General features: G+C 68.1%; 15 protein-coding genes. 7 read left to right on the top strand and 8 right to left on the bottom strand.

Going from position 1 to position 17,914, the window contains the following annotated elements; all coding sequences use genetic code 11:
* Position 1: 1 nt before the first annotated feature.
* Positions 2-379 carry a hypothetical protein gene (locus tag ABD210_RS22560; RefSeq protein ID WP_344113928.1) on the top strand — a complete coding sequence of 126 codons (378 nt, stop codon included), beginning with the start codon at positions 2-4 and terminating at the stop codon, positions 377-379.
* Between the two features lie 20 nt (positions 380-399).
* The gene (locus tag ABD210_RS22555) at positions 400-972 is read left to right on the top strand and encodes a COG1361 family protein (protein ID WP_344113927.1); all 573 of its coding nucleotides are present in this window, start codon (positions 400-402) and stop codon (positions 970-972) included.
* Between the two features lie 261 nt (positions 973-1,233).
* On the opposite strand, the gene ABD210_RS22550 is transcribed toward ABD210_RS22555, so the two are convergent.
* The gene (locus tag ABD210_RS22550; RefSeq protein ID WP_344113926.1) at positions 1,234-1,848 is read right to left on the bottom strand and encodes a rhomboid family intramembrane serine protease; all 615 of its coding nucleotides are present in this window, start codon (positions 1,846-1,848) and stop codon (positions 1,234-1,236) included.
* Positions 1,849-2,084: 236 nt separating this feature from the next.
* Between ABD210_RS22550 and ABD210_RS22545 the strand changes: the two genes are divergently transcribed.
* Positions 2,085-3,287 (top strand): Cmx/CmrA family chloramphenicol efflux MFS transporter, encoded by a 1,203-nt coding sequence (locus ABD210_RS22545; RefSeq protein WP_344113924.1) that lies wholly within the window; start codon positions 2,085-2,087, stop codon positions 3,285-3,287.
* Positions 3,288-3,297: 10 nt separating this feature from the next.
* Here ABD210_RS22545 and ABD210_RS22540 read toward each other — a convergent pair whose 3' ends face one another.
* The gene (locus tag ABD210_RS22540) at positions 3,298-4,707 is read right to left on the bottom strand and encodes an APC family permease (protein ID WP_344113922.1); all 1,410 of its coding nucleotides are present in this window, start codon (positions 4,705-4,707) and stop codon (positions 3,298-3,300) included.
* 412 nt (positions 4,708-5,119) lie between these two features.
* Here ABD210_RS22540 and ABD210_RS22535 point away from each other — a divergent pair, with 412 nt between their 5' ends.
* Entirely contained in the window at positions 5,120-6,067 is a 948-nt protein-coding gene (locus tag ABD210_RS22535; protein WP_344113921.1) for a LuxR C-terminal-related transcriptional regulator, read from the top strand.
* 95 nt (positions 6,068-6,162) lie between these two features.
* On the opposite strand, the gene ABD210_RS22530 is transcribed toward ABD210_RS22535, so the two are convergent.
* Positions 6,163-6,792 (bottom strand): HNH endonuclease family protein, encoded by a 630-nt coding sequence (locus ABD210_RS22530; protein ID WP_344113919.1) that lies wholly within the window; start codon positions 6,790-6,792, stop codon positions 6,163-6,165.
* A 223-nt stretch (positions 6,793-7,015) separates the two neighbouring features.
* Here ABD210_RS22530 and ABD210_RS22525 point away from each other — a divergent pair, with 223 nt between their 5' ends.
* Positions 7,016-8,386: an acetamidase/formamidase family protein gene (locus tag ABD210_RS22525; RefSeq protein ID WP_344113917.1), complete on the top strand. Its 1,371-nt coding sequence runs from the start codon at positions 7,016-7,018 to the stop codon at positions 8,384-8,386.
* Between the two features lie 10 nt (positions 8,387-8,396).
* Here the strand turns inward: ABD210_RS22525 and ABD210_RS22520 are convergent, their stop codons facing one another.
* The 5 genes from ABD210_RS22520 to ABD210_RS22500 form a co-directional block, all read right to left on the bottom strand.
* A complete protein-coding gene (locus ABD210_RS22520; protein WP_344113916.1) occupies positions 8,397-9,002 on the bottom strand; it encodes a hypothetical protein in 606 nt (201 codons plus the stop codon).
* Positions 9,003-9,007: 5 nt separating this feature from the next.
* Positions 9,008-11,167, bottom strand: coding sequence for a DUF6571 family protein (locus ABD210_RS22515; RefSeq protein WP_344113915.1), 2,160 nt, complete (start codon positions 11,165-11,167; stop codon positions 9,008-9,010).
* 25 nt (positions 11,168-11,192) lie between these two features.
* Positions 11,193-11,483, bottom strand: a complete 291-nt coding sequence (locus ABD210_RS22510; RefSeq protein WP_344113914.1) for a hypothetical protein — start codon at positions 11,481-11,483, stop codon at positions 11,193-11,195.
* A 68-nt stretch (positions 11,484-11,551) separates the two neighbouring features.
* Positions 11,552-12,319: a YaaA family protein gene (locus tag ABD210_RS22505; RefSeq protein ID WP_344113913.1), complete on the bottom strand. Its 768-nt coding sequence runs from the start codon at positions 12,317-12,319 to the stop codon at positions 11,552-11,554.
* Positions 12,316-13,260, bottom strand: a complete 945-nt coding sequence (locus tag ABD210_RS22500) for an aldo/keto reductase (RefSeq protein WP_344113911.1) — start codon at positions 13,258-13,260, stop codon at positions 12,316-12,318. Before ABD210_RS22500 ends, ABD210_RS22505 begins: the two co-directional genes overlap by 4 nt.
* Before the next feature lie 81 nt (positions 13,261-13,341).
* On the opposite strand from ABD210_RS22500, the gene pepN reads away from it, so the two are divergent.
* Both pepN and sepH read left to right on the top strand, forming a co-directional pair.
* Positions 13,342-15,801 carry an aminopeptidase N gene (gene pepN / locus ABD210_RS22495; RefSeq protein WP_344113910.1) on the top strand — a complete coding sequence of 820 codons (2,460 nt, stop codon included), beginning with the start codon at positions 13,342-13,344 and terminating at the stop codon, positions 15,799-15,801.
* Between the two features lie 270 nt (positions 15,802-16,071).
* Complete coding sequence (gene sepH, locus ABD210_RS22490; protein ID WP_344113908.1) at positions 16,072-17,613, top strand: septation protein SepH; 1,542 nt, start codon at positions 16,072-16,074, stop codon at positions 17,611-17,613.
* Positions 17,614-17,914 lie beyond the last annotated feature (301 nt).

Genomic DNA, 17,914 nt, shown 5'->3' with positions numbered 1-17,914 from the left:
CGTGCGTACCGCGTTGCTGAATGGGTTCCTGGTGGGATCCCTGCTGTCGTTGGGGATGGTGGGGCTCGGCCTGCTGATCAGCACCTTCGCGGACTCGAACCGGGTCAGCCTGTCGGCCAGTGTGTTCATCCTGCTGGCGCTGTTTGCACCGACCCAGATGCCCACGTCGGCCCAGCGCGGCTGGTTCGGGGATCTGTTGCTGCGCGCGGACCCGTTCACCGCCGGCCTGCGCTACCTCAGCCGGACGATCATCAACTCTCGAAGCTTCAGCCAGGAAGGTCACTGGCTCGTCGGCCCGGCTATCGCCGCGGTGGTCGCGCTCGGACTGGCGCTGGCAGTCTCGGGTCGCGTGAAGCTCGGCTTCAGGGGGCGAGGATGAGCAGCTCCCGCAGGACCGCGGTGAGGAGATTCTTTGCCATCCCGGTAGCGGCCGCTGTCGTCGCGGCCATCGGCCTGACACCGCTTGCTGCAGGAGCGGCGTCGCCGACGGTCGCCGAACTGGGTCCGGTGAGCGTCGAGCTGGACAAGACCCAAGCCGGCATCGGGCTGGGCCAGACCTTGAAGTTCACCTCGAACGTTCGCAACCCGGGCGAGCAGGAGCTGTCCGGCGCGATCGCTCACCTCAACATCCTGGCCGTCGACCCGGGCGTGTACGTCGATCCGGAGGACTGGTCCGGCGAGCGCACGCAGTACCTCGACCCGCTCGGCGGCGGGGAGACCGAGCCACTCGAGTGGGAGCTGCAGGCGGTGAACAGCGGGCGGTTCATGGTCTACGTCGTCATCACCTCCGGCCAGGCGGCCAGTGAGGTGGTCTCGAGCAAGGCGATGCGGCTGGAGGTCGCGCCCGAGCGCACACTCGACGCCAGTGGGCTGATTCCGATCGCCGCGGGTGTGCCCGGAGTGATCGTGTTGCTGATGGTGCTCGTAATGGTCAGGCGCCGCCGGCACCGACCGATGCCCAGCGCAACTTGACCGGGGCGGTGGATCGGGGTCGAGAATGGGCGACCTAGGGAGCTTACAGCCGGAGTTTGTGATGTTGCGGGGACAGGCCCGGACTGCGCAGCACTCCCGAAGCGGCGACCTTGAACACCAAACAGGGACCGCGGACACGAAATAACGTGTTCAAGGCCCCGACTACCTGTCCCAGGTCCCCACTCTTGGCCAGGGCCGCACCCACCCAGCCCTCCGCGGCCCCCTGCCGAAAAGGCATCACCACGAACTACGGCTGTCGTACTAGGCGACGCGTTGCTTGGTGGGGCGGTCGTCGGAGAGGAACCAGGCCGCCAGGAGGCCGGCGATGCCGCCGAACAGGTGGCCTTGCCACGAGATGCCGTCCTGCGGCAGCAGACCGCCCAGGAGAGCACTCCCCCAGACCAGCACGACGACCACGCCGATCAGGACCTGGCCGATCCGGCGGTTGAAGATCCCCCGGGCGATCAGGTAGGCGGCATAGCCGAAGACCAGGCCGCTGGCACCTATCGTGATGGTGTGCGGCGGTGAGACGAGCCAGGTGCCGAGGCCGCCGATCGTGGTGACGATCGCCGTCACCGAGAACAGCCGCATCGCGCCGCTGATCGCGATCAGCGCGCCCAAGGTGACCAGCGGCAATGTGTTCGAGATCAGGTGGCCGAAGCCCAGGTGCAGGAATGGCGCGGTCAGGATGCCGAACAGCCCGTCCGGCTCGCGCGCGACGATCCCGTACTGGTCGAGCCGGCCATGCAAGGCGGTGTCGACGATCTCGCTGAGCCACATCAACCCGACCAGCAGGACCAGCAGCTTGATCCCGCTGCTGATGCGGGCGACGTCCACGACGCTGCGGGTCCGCCGGGCAGGAGTCGAGGAACTCATGTCCCAACGATGCCGGATCCTTCCAAACCCGGGGGCCCGGACCGCGTTTCGTCCGCCATTCGGAGTCCGCCTGTCGCTGCGGTCGGTGATTACGTCACAATGAGTGGTTTCCGCGTGGCGGCGCGTAGCCGCGCCGACAGTGGTCAGTGGTCAGTGGTCAGTGGTCGCGAACACCGCCTTGGCCGCTCTGAGCCGTTCCGCCCGCACGACCCAGAATTCCGGAGGGGGAATTCGCGATGCCGATCGCTGTCTACGTCCTGGGGCTGGCCATCTTCGCCCAGGGCACGTCCGAGCTGATGCTGGCCGGGCTGCTGCCTGAGCTGGCCACGGATCTGGAGGTGTCGATCCCGGCTGCGGGCCTGCTGGTCTCGGCCTTCGCGGTCGGCATGCTGATCGGCGCTCCGGTGCTGGCCGTGGTCACCTTGCGCTGGCCGCGACGGACCGCACTGCTGGTGTTCCTTGCGATCTTCGCGCTCGCCCATGTCGGCGGGGCCCTCACCCCGAACTACCAGCTCCTCCTCGCGACCCGCGTCGTCGGTGCCTTCGTGTACGCCGGGTTCTGGGCGGTCGCGGCCGTCACGGCAGTCGGATTGGTGCCGGTGACGAGCCGGGCCAAGGCGATGAGCGTCGTCGCGGGCGGCCTCACCATCGCCACCATCGTCGGACTCCCGGCCGGCACGGTGATCGGCCAGCATCTGGGCTGGCGAGCGGCCTTCTGGACCGTCGCGGCGTTGTCGACGCTCGCGATGGTGGGGGTGCTGGCCACGATTCCCGGCGGCCGGCCGGATCCGGCGAACAAGCCCCAGCTGGGCGCCGAGGTGCGTGCCATGGCCAACCCGCGACTGTGGCTGTCCTACTGCACGACCGCGCTCGTCACCGGCGCGATCCTGGTGATCTTCAGCTACCTCGCGCCCCTGCTCACCGAGGCGACCGGCCTCCCGTCCGGTGCGGTTCCCGGCGTGCTCGCGCTGTACGGCGTCGGCTCGCTGATCGGGATCACCCTCGGCGGCCGGACCGCGGACGCCACCCCGTTCCGCACACTGTTCGTCGGGATCACCGGCGTCACCGCTCTCTCGGCTGTTCTCGCGCTCTGGGCGACAGTCCCGGTGGTCGCGATCGGGGCGATCTTCCTGCTCGGCGGCTTCGGGTTCGCGACCAACCCGGCACTCAACGCCCGGGTGTTCAGCCTGGCCGACCGAGCACCGACCTTCGCGACCGCGATCAACTTCTCCTCGTTCAACGTCGGCATCACCGTCGGTCCCTGGCTCGGCGGTCTCGCGATCGACGCGGGCAGCGGCTATCCGGCGCTCGGCTGGATCGCGGTCGCTCTCGGACTCGTTGCCCTCGGCACAGTCGTCCTCGCGGCCAACCTGCCGATCCGCCGGACCGGGGCTGTGGGGACCAGCCGGGTCCCCACAGCCCGCAGTACAGAGAGCTGACAACAGGCGGCTAGTTGACCGGGCCGCTCGGGTCGAGGTGGGTGGGGTCGAAGTCGGTCTTGCGCTTGAAGACGTACTTGTTCAGCAGCCAGGTGACAGCCCACAAGCCGACCCCGACGAGCATCAACCAGCCGGCGATCTTGTAGTCGGCCGAGGCCCGGCCGGACAGCGGACTCGCCAGGTAGAGGCACAGCACGATACCCAGCACGGGTAGCGCGGTCGGCGCGTGGAAGTGCTTGTGCTCCACCCGGTCCCGGCGCAGGACGAGGACCGCTACGTTGACGATCGCGAACACGCAGAGCAGCAGGAACGCCGTCGTGCCGCCGAGCGCGGCGAGGTCGGCGTACCCGATCAGGAAGAAGGCAAGAAGGGTGGTGAACAGGATCGCCACCCACGGCGTGCGGCGACCGGGCAGGACCCGGCCGAGCGGGCCCGGCAGCACCTTCTCGTGCGACATGCCGTAGAGCAGGCGGCTTGCCATCAACATATTGATCAGGGCCGAGTTGGCGACCGCGAACATGGTGATCCAGGCGAAGAGCTGGAGCGGGAAGTCCGGCGCCCCGGCCGAGACGACCTTCAGCAGCGGGGTGGCGCCCTTGTTGAGCTCCTCCGGCGAGACCAGCGCGACGGCCGAGATCGCCACCAGCACGTAGATGACGCCGGTGATGGTCAGCCCGAGCAGCATCACCTTGGGGAAGATCCGCACCGGGTCCTTGGTCTCCTCGGCCATGTTCACCGAGTCCTCGAAGCCGACCATGGCGAAGAACGCGAGCGCCGTCGCCGCGGTGACCGCGCTGAACGGCGACTCCCCGTTCGGCGTACTGAAGTCCGTCAGCCGCGAGGTGTCGCCGTCGCCGTTGGCCAGCGCCCACGCGCCGATCCCGATCACGATCAGCAGTCCGGACAACTCGATCAGCGTCAGCACCACGTTCGCCTTCACGCTCTCGCCGACGCCGCGAAGGTTGACCAGGGCAATCAACGCCATGAACGACAGCGCGGTGATCATCAGGATCGACCCGTGCGAGGAGTCGATCTCGACCGCCTTGAAGAAGTTCTCCGAGAACGCCTTCGACGCGCTGGAGGCGGAGGTGAGCCCCGAGCACATCACCGCGAAGGTGAGCAGGAAGGTGAGGAAGTGGATGCCGAACGCCTTGTGCGTGTAGACCGCGGCACCACCGGCCTTCGGGTACTTCGTCACCAGTTCGAGGTAGCTCGTCGCGGTCAGCATCGCCACGATGAAGGCACACAGGAACGGCAACCAGACGGCGCCGCCGACCTCGCCGGCCACCTTGCCGGTCAGGGCGTAGACACCGGTGCCGAGGATGTCGCCGATCACGAACAACAGCAATAGTCCTGGGCCCATCACCCGCTTGAGCTCAGGCCGGTCCTGGGCGGTGATTGTCGCCGCGCTCTCGCTCATCCTGCCTCCCATGTGCGTAGGGATCAGCAAGTCGATCACAGACCGGGGTCCACCCGCCACTGCGAGTGCGCGCGGAGGCCTGAACCAGAGCAGTTACCGAAGGCGCCTGCGATTGGCCTGTGATGCACCTTCGTCTCATCGTCCCACCGGATCGCGGCAGCCGCGTCCCGGACGCGCTTGTCGCTGGAGCGGGCGCGCGCGTTGAGGCTTGACCGGGCGTCCCCTGTCCGGTCCGCGCGCGCCCGGCCCTCCAGTGGTATCGAATTGGGTGGTGTCCACACCATGAACTGTGCTGACGTATGCCGGACATGGCCACAAGTCGCCATTCGTGCGACGTCCTGTGGAAACGAATCCAGGATGGTCCGCACAACGGGATAGCGTGTCGGGATCCGGACGAGACCCGGGAGGACGGATGCTGGAGTCGGTCGGCGTTGAACCGCCCGATGAAGAGGCCTATCGGGCGTTGCTGGCGGCGCCCGGCTGCTGCGTGAGCGACCTCGCCAAGCGACTCGGCCGTGACGAGGACGACGTGCGAGCGACGGTCGGGCGGCTCGAGGAGCTCGGCCTGCTCACCACCACCTCGGACGAGCCGGTGCGGTTGCTGCCGACCCGGCCGGACGTGGCGGTCGACGCGCTGGTCGCAGTACGGCGGGCTGAGCTGGACCGGGTTCGTGCCGAGGCGCGGGTGCTCGTGTCCGAGTTGCGGGCGCAGGAGCAGCATCGACCGGAGAACCTGGTCGAGGTGATCGTCGGCCAGGACGCGATCGCCGCCCGGTTCGCCCAGCTGCTCAACGGGACGCAGGAGCAACTCCTGGTCCTGGACCGGCCGCCGTACGCCGCGGAGATCGAGCAGTCCGACACCACGGTTCGTGGCCTGCTCCGCGAGGGAGTCGTGGTCCGCGGCATCTACTCTCCCGACTCGCTCGACGTGCCCGGCGGTATTGACGAGGCCTACAGCGCGGCCGATGCCGGGGAGAGCTCGCGGGTGCATCCGCAGGTGCCGATGAAGCTGGCGGTGTTCGACCGGAAGGCGGCCCTGCTGCCGCTGTCGGTCGACCAACTCGTCGACAGTGCCCTGGTCGTGCATCCCTGCGCCTTGCTGGACGCATTGGTGGAGATGTTCTGGTTGCTCTGGGATCAGGCCGTGCCGGTGGTGACCGCGAGCACGGATCCGCTGGAAGCACGGCTGATGACGTTGCTCGCGGCTGGGTTCAAGGACGACGCCATCGCCCGCCAGCTCGCACTGAGCAGTCGCACGGTCGGTCGCCGCGTCGCCGAGTTGATGGACACCCTCGGCGCCCGCACCCGCTTCCAGGCCGGCGTTCATGCCCAACGCCGCCGCCTCCTCGAAGACACCTGATCAACCTCCCACCCCGGCCTCGCCAGGAGCTTGCGTCCGAAGAGGTGGAGGGCAGGACCCCCGCTTCTTCGGACGCAAGACAGGGAGCAGCGGGGTCAGCAGTCGGCGAGCATCGTCTGGAGGGCCGTCTTCTCGGTGGACTGGAGGGAGAGCTTGTAGGTGTACTTCACCCAGATCCACTCGCGGGCGTAGCTGCAGTGCACCGACGTGTTCGTCGGCTTCCACGAGGCAGGGTCCCTGTCACCCTTGGAGCGGTTGCTCGAGGCAGATACCGCGATCAGTTGCGCGATGGTCAGGTTGTTCGCGAGCTCCTCGCGCTTGGCGGTCGTCCAGGTGTTCGCACCGGACTTCCAGGCCTCGGCCAACGGGACGATGTGGTCGATGTCGACCGCGGAGTCGTCGGTGATGTAGGTGGCGTCGTACACGCTGTACCACTTGCCGGCGGTCGGCTCGCAGTTGCTGTCGACGGTCACACCCGTGCCGTCGCGCTTCAGTACTTCGTCGCGAGTGTCGCAGGTGCCCGACACGGTGTGCCAGTGCGGGAAGAGGTCCCGGCTGTAGCCGGTGGTGGAACCTTCGGCCTTCACAGTCAGACTCGCCAGCTGCGACGCCGCAGTACTGGCGGACGGCGGCGTGGGCGGATAGGCCAGCGCGGGAGTGGCGCCGATGATCCAGGCAGTCAGGACGGCGAGAACGGTGACGGAACTCGTGAACAGGCGACGCATCTGTCAGGCCTCCGAGGGTTGGGCGGGTCCCCTGATTACTTACGGTCAGCTGTCATGACCTTTCCGCAACCATAGAGCCGGGAAACCACTTCCTCATGAAGGCGCGATGAACGACCTCGGGCAGACCCCGCGGTCCCTCGCGTAACCGCAGCGATACTTTGTTTCCAATTCAGGAAACATCCGATCTGTAGACCTTGCTGGACGACCAGTGAGGAGCACGACGATGACGAACGACCGGTTGATCCAGGTTCGAGATGCGTTGAGACAGGGGCTCGGGCGGCGGGACTTCCTCCGCGCGACCGCCGCTGCGAGCGCTGTAGGCATCACCGCGGCCACCGCCACCACCGCTCAAGCCGCCGCTCCGGCAAGCACCCCGACGGCGGCACTCCCTGGTGAGGTACTGCAACCAGGACGTGGTCCGATCCAAGGCAAGCACTACCTGCCTTCCGCCACGGACCAGGTCCGCTGGGGTTACGTGCCGTCGCTCAGCAGCAAGCCCGTTCTGCAGATGGGTTCCGGCGAGACCGTCACGGTGGACACCGTGTCGCACGAGGGCATCCTCGAGGACCAGGGCCGCGACCCCGTCAGCTGGTTCGCCCGCCATGGCGTACGGCGTACCGACGTACTGACGGACGCCATCGAGATCGCGCGCGACTATGACCGGACCGCGCGGAACTTCGACGTCGACGGACCGCACGTGGTGACCGGGCCGATCTTCGTCAACGGCGCCAAGCCGGGTGATGTCCTCAAGGTCGAGATGCTCTCGATGCTGCCGCGCGTCCCGTACGGCGTGGTGTCCAGCCGCCACGGCAAGGGCGCTCTCCCCCAGCTCGCGGGTGGTACGGCGCCGGCCGGAATCACGCTGGCCGAGGTGATGCCGCCGGTAGCGACCGACGGCCGGGCCACTGGCGATCCGACCAAGTACGGCAACGTCTCCGTGTTCACGCCGGTCCGCCGTGGGCCGCGCGGCTCGGTCAATGGCGTGATGCCGCGCGGGCGGAAAGGCGAGGTGACGTTCCCGCTCAACCCGTTCATGGGATTGATGGGGGTCGCCTTCGCCGAGACCTCCGACCTCACCGCGCCCACCCTGAACTCGATCCCACCGACGCTCGGCGGCGGGAACATCGACATCAACCTGCTGGGCGTCAAGTCCACCTTCTACCTGCCGGTCTTCGCCGACGGCGCGTTGTTCCACGTCGGCGATCCGCACCTGGCGATGGGTGGCGGCGAGGTCGCGCTCACCGCGATGGAGGGCTCGCTGCGGGCGACCTTCCGGCTGACGGTCTGCAAGCCGGGATCGGGCGATGCGCCGTCCGTCGCGTTCCACTACCCCTTCGCGGAGACGCCGGACTCGTGGGTCCCGATCGGTCTGTCGGATCCGGACGGCAGCCAGGGCGGTCAGGTCAGCGACCTGAACATCGCCATGCGCCGCGCCGTGGTCAATGCCCTCGACTTCCTGCAGGACGACCTGGGCATGGACCGCGCCGTCGCCTACGCCTACCTGTCAGCCGCCGCCGACTTCGAGGTCTCCCAGGTGGTGGACCGAACCGTCGGCGCCCACGGCGTGATCCCCAAGTCGCACTTCGCGGACTGACCCGCGCGGCTCACGAGGTCGGGGACGCGGACGGCCGTGGGAGGTTCTCGCTGCGGGGAAGGCCCAACTGGTCGACAACCTGACGGAGGACGGCGACAACGTCGTCCACAGCGTTGCGGCCGTCGGTCTGCTTCGTCAGGAAGACGAGGTAGTACCAATCCCCGCGGATCAGTTGTGCGGTAGCGGCCGGCTGACCCTGCTCACCCTTCTTGGCGAACCCCTGGCCTTCAGAAGCAGGAAAGACGAAGTCCGCGCCCCCGTCCTTCAACGCGGTCGGGATTGCCCGCTCCTCGTAGGGCGGGATCCCGATCTGCTTCACCGAGACGTCAAGTTCCTTGTCGCCGGCGGCGTAGAACTTGCAGCCTGCGAGATTCAGCTTGGATCCGTCGGCGTTCCTGGCGGTGCCGGCCAGGTCCTGCTTCAACCCGGCCGGCGAGAGGCCGGTCTCGCCCAAAGCGATCTCGGCGCTGTCCTGTGACACGAAACCACAGGCATCCCCGATCGCCTGGGTCGGCAACGGCTCCGTGTTCTGCGGCGCCTTGTCCGGGGTGCAGCCCGCCAGGGCGACCGCCAGGGCGACGACCAGCACTGGCAGGAAGCCGCTGCCTCTCCTCAAATGAATCAGCCTCCGAACAGCGGGAAATTATCGCGATACGGTCCCACAACATTGTTCTGCAACCACTCATTGGGTATCTGACCACCGCGATCGCCCCAGTCGATGTATGCCTCGCTGTCGAAGTCGAACTCCGGCGGGTGCACAGGCTTGCCATCGGGGCCCTTCTTGAAGGCGTCGGCCGGCGGTGGGACGTACTTGTCCGAGCCCGGAGTGTTCGCACCCTTGTACTGCTTGGGATCGAAGTACCCGGCTGCCAGCAGATTGTTCAGCATCAGCTTGGTGAGACTGTCCTGGCCATTGCCCGCGGCCGAGTTGTAGAGGTCTTTGGCGTCTTGTGTCGGGCCCTTGGCGACTGCCGCCAGCGCCGCGTCCTTGGCCTGGTCAAGCATGAGACCAGTCCACGCGCCGGTCGGTGCGGGGATGCCCGGCAGTTTCAAAGCGACGCCCAGCGCCTTGGAGATCGCCTCGGCCTGCGCCTTCTTGAACTCCTGGTCCTGTTTGTCGCCTTCGTAGGAGTTTGTCATCACGAATCCGAGCGTGTTGCTCAACTGGCTCGCGGCCCCGACGATGAGCGGCGACCTGTCACCGCCTTGAATCATGTTGATCGCGGCGTTCGGGTCCTTCTTCAGAGCCTCCGCGAGCGAGTGGCTGAACATCAGCTGGCCTGCCGCCGTGACGCCGGTCGAGACGATCGTCAGGTTCTTCTGGTCCTCGCCTACGACGCCGAGCAGCTTGCGCATCAAGGCAGCGTCCATCACGGCACCGTAAGGACCACCGGGTGGGAAGGAATCACCGGCTTCTGCCGTCCAGTCGCCGCCCAGCGGGTCGCTCTTCGGACTCTGCGGGCCGGCCACGCGAATCAGGTCCGGGCTGTAGCTGGCGATGATGTTGGCGAGGCTGTCCCGCATGCCGGAGCCGGGCTTCCAGCCCTGGTGGGAGTTGAGGCCCAGGGCCCACCAGTCGCCGCCCTTTTTCCCACCGCCGGCCTTCTGGCCCAGCAGGGCGAAGGTCTGACTGGCGATGACGGCGGAGGTCTTGCCGTTGTCCGACCGGTCGCGCCAGTTGGTGGTCGCGGCCTGCAGGGCGTTGCCGAGGCCGTCGGCATTGTCGTACTTCCAGGTGCGGTCCTGCAGCAGGTACTTCATCCGGTCGTTGACCTGGAACTTCTTGCCGTTGATCTCGACCTCGGACGTCTTCGCGTTCGGGTTGTTGACATCGAAGAAGTTCTGCGCGGCCTGCGGGTTGTGCGACAGCCCTTCCATGATGTTGGCCATCGGATCGGGCATGATCCCGCCGTCGGGCATGTAGACGCCGGCGAAGGTGTGGTTCGGCTCGTAGTAGCTGCGCGGCTCCCAGACGGGACCGTCCTTGCCGTGCTCGCGCTCGTAGTCGTAGACCGTGGAGCTGACGGTGTCGAGGAACGGCGTGGAGTACTGGCCGTGGCGCAACAACAAAGACAGCGCCGAGGCCTGCCCGTACTTGACCGGATCGCCGTCGCCCGACTTGGTGCCGCCTTCGGTCATGGCGGCGGCGTACTTCTTCGCGAAGTCGGCGGGCAGCGCGAGGTCGCCGGTGTTGCGGGTCGCCGTGGCCATGGTGGTGCCCATGGCGGACACGAGTCCGCTGTAGTTGACCTTCCAGGCCTCGATGTCCTTGGCCAGGGTGGTCGTCGAGGTGCGGCCGATGTTCTCGCGTTCTCGGGAAGCCTTGAGCAGCGCGTCCGCCAGCTCCGTCGGCGTCATGTTCTTGGCGAACCCGGCCGCGAAGTACGGGTCGTTCTGGTACTTGGTGATCTGGGCGACCAGGGCAGGATCGAGCTTGCCGTTCGACTCCTTGAGCTTGCGGGCGGCCGCCGCTCCATCGGCCTGTGCCTGCTCCGGTGGGATCGTGGACAGCAGCGATTCATCGATGTCGACCTTGGACTGCGGGCCTTTGGTCTGCGCCTCGATCTGCTGGGCGAGCGCGAGCCTCCGTCGCAGGCCCGGGACCTGGTCGTTGACCCAGCCGGCCGCCTGGGTGATCTTGTCCGCGTCCGCCGCGGTACCCCAGACGTGTGAGCTGGTCGTCTTGATACTGCCGGCCGAGTCGGTCAGCGTCTTCGACGCGGCGGTCATCTTCTGGATCAGGTCGGCCATCGCCGACAGACCGATGCTCGAGATCACCATCTGGCGCTCCCCCGTTCGCTCGCCGTCACAGGTTGTGCCAGTGGATCTGCCAGGCGTCTGGCTCGACCTTGTCCGGCTCCTTCTTGTACATGCCCTCGAGTTCGGTCACGCAGCCGTGGGCGCCGTTCTTGGCCGCCGTGTCGCGACCGTTCAGGTCTGCCGAGAAGGCGTCCGACGTGCCACCCGTCCACGCGCCCGCCGCGAAGGCCTTCTTGGCGCTGTCCAGCGCCGTCTCCGCGCTGGTCGCCTGACCGCGGACCGTTCCGAGCGCCCGGCCTATTGCGGCCTTGTAGGGATTCGGTACCTCGCCTGCCACTTCTGACCCCTATCACCGACTAACCGACGAACGGATCGTAGTGGGTGCCGGGTCCACCCGCGGCGAGATCAGTCGTGTTCCACCACCGTGAGGGTCCAACCTGCGCCGGTGCCTACCAGTTCCGCGTTCCATCGCTCCGCGATCAGCTTGTGGAGCGCTCGCGGCGTGCCCGGATCCTTGCCCGACTCGAGCAGATGCCGTGCGACCAGACCCCGCGTGTGCTTCGCATTGTGCGAGACCACCGACCGGACACCGCCGCGCTCGCGGACCACGGAGACCGCCACCCACTTCGCCGCCTGAGCGCCCGTGGGACGCCACGCCGCCGCGTAGGTCGAGGACCGGCAGTCGACGATCACGGAGTTACCGGCCGCATCGTCGAGGGAGGTGGCCAACGGATCGCGCCAGACCGAGGCGAGCGGCCCGAGCCCCGGCAGCGTAGTACCCATCGAGAGCCGGTACGGCGGGACGCGGTCGGCTATTCGCAGTGCACCCCAGGCGGCTGACACCACCAGGAGGCGAGCTCCGGCCCGGCGCTTCGTCCCCGCGGACAGCGTGCTGTACCCGAGCGCGTCGTACAGCACGCCCGAGTACAGCTCCGACACAGGAACAGCCGGCTCAGTTCGCCAGCGCGTGTTCCGCTCAACCTCGTCCTTCAGCGACGCGCCGACGCTCAGTACGTCGTACGCGTCTGCTGAGGCACTGACCTTCGCGAGCGAGTCCAGCACCGTTTCCCGAACTCTGTTGAGCCCGGGAAACGACAGCGTCGCCAGTTCCACCGCACGGCCGCGCGAGCGACCGGTCTTCCCCTCGGAAGGCGGCAGAAGGATCAGGGTCACGTCAGGTCGTCCAGCGCCGCCAGATCCTCGGGGGTCGGCTCCCACAACCCGGCCGCGACGTTCTGCTCGATCTGCTCGGGCCTGGTCGCCCCCGCGATCACGGAGCCGACGGCCGGCTGGGCTGCCAGACCACCGATCGCGACGTCCAGCAGCGTGAGATCACGCTCGGCCGCGAACGTCTCCAGCGCCTCGATCTTGTCGAAGTCAGCCGCGGCCAGCCGGTCGGGCATGTTCGCCAGCCGGGTGCCGTCCGGTGCGCCCTGGTCACGCTTGTACTTGCCGGTCAGCAGGCCGGACGCGAGCGGGAAGAACGGCAGCACGCCGATCCCGAGGTGCTCGCAGGCCGGGATCAGGTCGTCCTCGACGTCCCGCTCGAGCAGCGAGTACCGGTTCTGCGCGCTGATGAAGTGCTCCAGTCCGGCGGTCTTGGCGGTCCAGTCCGCGTCGACGACCTGCCAGCCGGCGAACTGCGAGCTGCCGATGTAGCGAACCTTGCCCTCGGCAACGAGTTCCGACAGTGCCGCGAGGGTCTCCTCGATCGGCGTGACCGGGTCCGGCACGTGCAGCTGGTAGAGGTCGATCCACTCCGTGCCGAGTCTGCGCAGGCTCGCCTCGACCGCCTTGCGGATGTACCGGCGGGAGCCGCGCACACCCCAGTCGGGACCGTTGTCGCCTCTCATGTCGCCACCGAACTTGGTCGCGATCACCACGTCGTCGCGGCGCTTCCCGAGCGCCTGGCCGAGCAAGGTCTCGCTCAGGCCGGGCTGCCCGCCGTACACGTCGGCAGTGTCGAAGAGGGTGATGCCCGCATCCACTGCGGCGGTGACCACTGCAGCAGTCTGGTCGGCGTCGATGCGCCCACCGAAGTTGTTGCAGCCGAGCCCGACCACACTGACGGTGAGCCCGGAATCGCCGAGCTGGCGGTACTCCATCTCTGTCATGACACAACCCTAAAGGTCGGATGATTGGTGATCGTCCACTGCCCATGCTCTGGTCACCCCCGACGACATAGAGTTCAGGACATGCCGAGTCTCACCGTCGACGGCGCCCGCACCCGGGCCGCCGCGCTCACCGTCCATTCGTACGACGTCGATCTCGACCTGACCCGTGGGGACCGCACCTTCGGCTCCACCACCAGGATCGTCTTCTCCGCGACCAGCCAGTCCAGCTTTCTGGACGTGAAGCCTGACGAGCTGACGTCGGTGACGCTGAACGGCAAGCCCGCCGACGTCGCCGGACTGAGTGACGGACGGCTCGCGCTCACCGGCCTGACCGCCGAGAACGAGCTCGTGGTGGTCGCGTCGATGGCGTACTCCAACGACGGCGAAGGCCTGCACCGCAGCGTCGATGCAGCGGACGGCCTGACCTACCTCTACGCGATGTCCTTCCTCGACGCCGCGCCGCGGATCTTCGCCTGCTTCGACCAGCCGGACCTCAAGGCGCCGTACAAGGTGAAGGTGACGGCCCCGCCGGAGTGGATCGTGCTCGGCAACGGTGCCGCCACCCAGGTCTTCCCCGGCCGTTGGGAACTGGCCGAGACGCAGCCGCTCTCGACGTACTTCGTGACGCTGGTCGCGGGTCCGTACCACCAGTTGCTGGCCGAGCACGACGGCATCCCGCTGGGCCTGGTGTCGCGCCAGTCCCTGGCCGAGGCGCTCGACCGGGAGGCCGAGGACATCTTCACGGTCACCGGGCAGGCGTTCGACGAGTTCCACCGGTTGTTCGGCTACCGCTACCCGTTCGGCGAGTACCACCAGGCGTTCGTGCCGGAGTTCAACGCCGGCGCGATGGAGAACCCGGGCTGCGTGACGTTCCGCGACTCGATGGTGTTCCGCTCGGCCGTGACCGACGGCGAGCGCAGCAGCCGGGCCCGGACCGTGGTGCACGAGATGGCGCACCAGTGGTTCGGCGACACCGTGACCATGCAGTGGTGGAACGACCTCTGGCTGAACGAGTCGTTCGCGGAGTACATGGCCCACCGCGTCTCGACCGCCGCGACGCGCTACACGGACAACTGGATCGACTTCGCCTTCATCCGCAAGTGGTGGGGTCTGCAGGCCGACCAACGGTCCTCGACCCACCCGATCGCGGCAGACGCCGTCAAGGACGCGCTCGCCTCGCTGGACGACTTCGACGGGATCTCCTACGCCAAGGGCGCGGCAGTGCTCAAGCAACTCGCCAGCTACCTCGGCGACGACGTGTTCCTCGCCGGGGTGCGAGCCCACATCACCTCGAACGAGTTCGGCAACGCCACCTTCGCCGACCTGGTCGCGAAGTGGACCGAGGCGGGCGCTGTCGGGCTGGACGACTGGGCGCGGAACTGGCTCCGCACGCCGGGCCTCGACACGATCAGCGCCGAGCGCACCCCCACCGGGATCAAGCTGCGCAGGACCACGCCGGCCGATCACCCGGCTGACCGCCCGCACCAGCTCACGGTCGGCGGGTACGACGAGAACGGCCGCGGCGTGTCCGTACCGGTTCTGCTGAACGCCGACGAGGTCGAGGTCTCGCTGGATCCGTCGGTGGCAGTCGTGATCCCGGACGCGGCCGACGACACCTGGGCCAAGATCCGGCTCGACGCCGAGAGCCTGGGCCGGCTGACCGAGGTGCTCCCGAAGATCGAGGACGGGGTGACCCGGGCCGTCATCCTGAACAGCATCCGTGATGCCACGGCCGACGGCGAACTCGACCCGAAGCTCGGGTTCGAGGTCCTCCTGGCAGCCCTGCCCGCCGAGACGAGTGATCTCGCCGTGAGCGCCTTGGTCGGCTGGGCCCAGACCCGGCTGCTCGGCGGCTACCTTCCCTATGAGCCCTACCGCGGGCAGCTTGCCGCAGTACTGCGTGAGCGCCTCGCCACGGCACCGGCCGGCAGCAGCCTCCAGTTGATGGTGCTGCGTGCCTTCATCCGGCTCACCGACGACGCCGACCTCCTGCGCGGCTGGCTTGCGGGCGAAGGCGTTCCCGAAGGCGTGACCGTGGATGCGGACCTTCGGTGGTTGATCACCTTGCAACTGGCCCGCCTCGGCGCCGTCGGCGACGCCGAGATCGACGCCGAACTGGAGCGGGACCACTCGTCGGAGGGCGTCGTGCACGCGACCCGCTGCCGGGCGGCGCTGCCGACGGCCGAGGCCAAGGAACGCGCCTGGAACCAGATCATGACCGACGCGGGGCTGGCGAACTACGAGTTGTACGCCGCCTGCGAGGGCTTCTGGTATCCCGAGCAGCTCGAGCTGACCGCGCCATACGTGGAGCGGTTCTTCGCCGAGATCGCCGGCACCGAGAAGATGCGCACCGGCTGGGTGGTCGCCCAGAGCGCAGCACTGGCCTTCCCTGTCTACGACGTGGACGAGCGGGTCGTCGGGCTGGCTGCCGACCTGACCGCCGACGAGTCGGTCTCGGCCGGGATCCGTCGATCGGTCGGCGACCGGGCGGACGACCTGAAACGGGCCCTCGCGATCCGCGCCGCCTACCCGGGCAACTGATCGGTTTTCCGGTGCTCGCGACCCCCGGCGTACGGACGTCGGGGGTTGCCTGCGCAGCAGCGCGGGAGGAGCTTTGGCAGGACCTCGCCGTCCCGGTCACAGCGGGTTGTGACTAATGTGACTGGTGTGACGACAAGGACCCTGCTGAGCAGGCAAGATGTGATTTCGTGACATAACCTCCACAATGACCGGCGGGCACGGCGCGCCGGTCTTGGTCGAGGCGCAGGTATCGGGAGAGACTGGCGACAACCGCACAGGAGAACAAAGGCAATGCGCGAGGCGAGGCTCGTTGGCCTGAGCCAGGATGGCAAGAAGCTCATCCTGGCTGTGGCAGAGACGGGTGAGGAGTTCGCCATCCCGGTCGACGACCGGTTGCGTGCGGCCCTGCGCGGCGACCGTGCCCGACTCGGCCAGCTGGAGATTCAAATGGAGAGCGCGCTGCGCCCACGAGACATCCAGGCTCGGATCCGCGCCGGCGAAAGTCCCGAGGCGGTCGCCGCCGTCGCCCAGATGCCGATGGAACGCGTCATGGCGTTCGCGGGTCCGGTGCTGGCCGAGCGCGATCACGTCGCGAGCCTCGCCCAGCGCGCTTCCGTCCGCCGCCGCGGCGGCGGCGATGCCCCGACCCGCAACCTCGGCGCCTGGGTCACCGAGCGCCTTCGCACCCGTCACGTCGACCCGGCCGCGGCCGAGTGGGACGCCTGGCGCCGCGACGACGGCCGCTGGGCGGTCCGCGTCTCGTACTTCGTCGACGAAGACGACGAGAAGATCGCGATGTTCGCGTACGACGCCCCGGGGCGCTACGCGGTGCCTGACGACGACGAGGCCCGCTGGCTCGTCGGCGAGCAGGCGCAGGTGATCGCGCCCCAGGCCGCTGAGCGCCGGTTGACCGCCGTGGCCGACTTCGACCTGAGCCTGGCCCCCGACCATGGGGCGGACAGCTACGAGGCCGGCTTCGAAGACACGATCAGCCTCCCCCGTGGGCGGGCGCACCAGTCGGACCGCGATGCCAACCGGGACACCGGCCGGGGTTTCGGCCGGGACCAGGAACAACTCGGGACCACCTCCGGTCGTGAGTACGGCCATGAGTACGGCCGGGACGGTTCCGGCGGTCGGGAGTACGGCCGGGATGGCGGTTCCGCGGGTCGGGAGTTCGGGCGTGAGGGTGGTTCGGCCGGTCGCGAGGTTTCGCGGGATGCCGAGCGTGGACCGCGCCGAGTGCACTCGGTGCCGAGCCCGGACGATGAGCCGACGCTGATCGACGTACCGATCGAGCAGCCCCCGACATTGCGCCCCGCAGTACGGGCTGTCGAGCGTCCGGCCCAGTTGCCGGTCGAGGCTCCTCCGATGGCACCACCGGAGGAGCGCGCTGCCGCACCGGACAGCCGCTTCACGGAGCGCCGCACGCCCACACCTGAGCAGCCTGCGCCCTCGCACGTCGCCCGCTCAGCGGAACCGCGCACTGCGGAGTCGCGCACTGTGGAACCGAGTACTGCGGAGTCGCGGTCGGCGGAACCGCGGTCGGCGGAGTCGCGGCGCGATGCGCCGAAGCCCGCGGATCCGCGACAGTTCGCCCCGAAGCCCGCAGACCCGCGGCGGGCAGGTCGGCCTGCTCCTGAGCCCACCGACCGGCCCGCTGAGCCCGTGAGCGAACCGGCCGCCCAGGCTGCTGCGGGGGTTGCTGCTTCGGCGCAGGAGAGCACCGAGACCACCGAGGCGACCGAGCCCAAGAAGAAGCCGGCCCGGCGCGGATCGAAGCGCGCCAGCGTGCCGAGCTGGGACGAGATCATGTTCGGCAAGAAAGCTGACTGACCCCTGACCTGAGCACCACATCCGGTAGGTGCTGAGTGACAGCGCCGGGAGGTCGGGGTAGCTGAGCTCTTCCGCTGCCTAGCGGATCTCCCGAGGCCGCCAGTTCTGGCGACCTCGGACACCTTGTCGGGACCGGTTACACGCAATTTCATGTACGAGGTCCCGGCGTGGTGACCGCGGTCCCGCTTCGTGGCTGGTTCCGCTGAGCGCTGGCGCCAGTTCTGGGGACCTCGGACACCTTGTCGGGACCGGTTACACGCAATTTCATGTACGAGGTCCCGGCGTGGTGACCGCGGTCCCG

The sequence above is a fragment of the Kribbella alba genome (genome assembly GCF_039529635.1).
GTDB classification, from domain to species: domain Bacteria; phylum Actinomycetota; class Actinomycetes; order Propionibacteriales; family Kribbellaceae; genus Kribbella; species Kribbella alba.
This window is presented reverse-complemented; position numbering and strand designations above follow the sequence as displayed.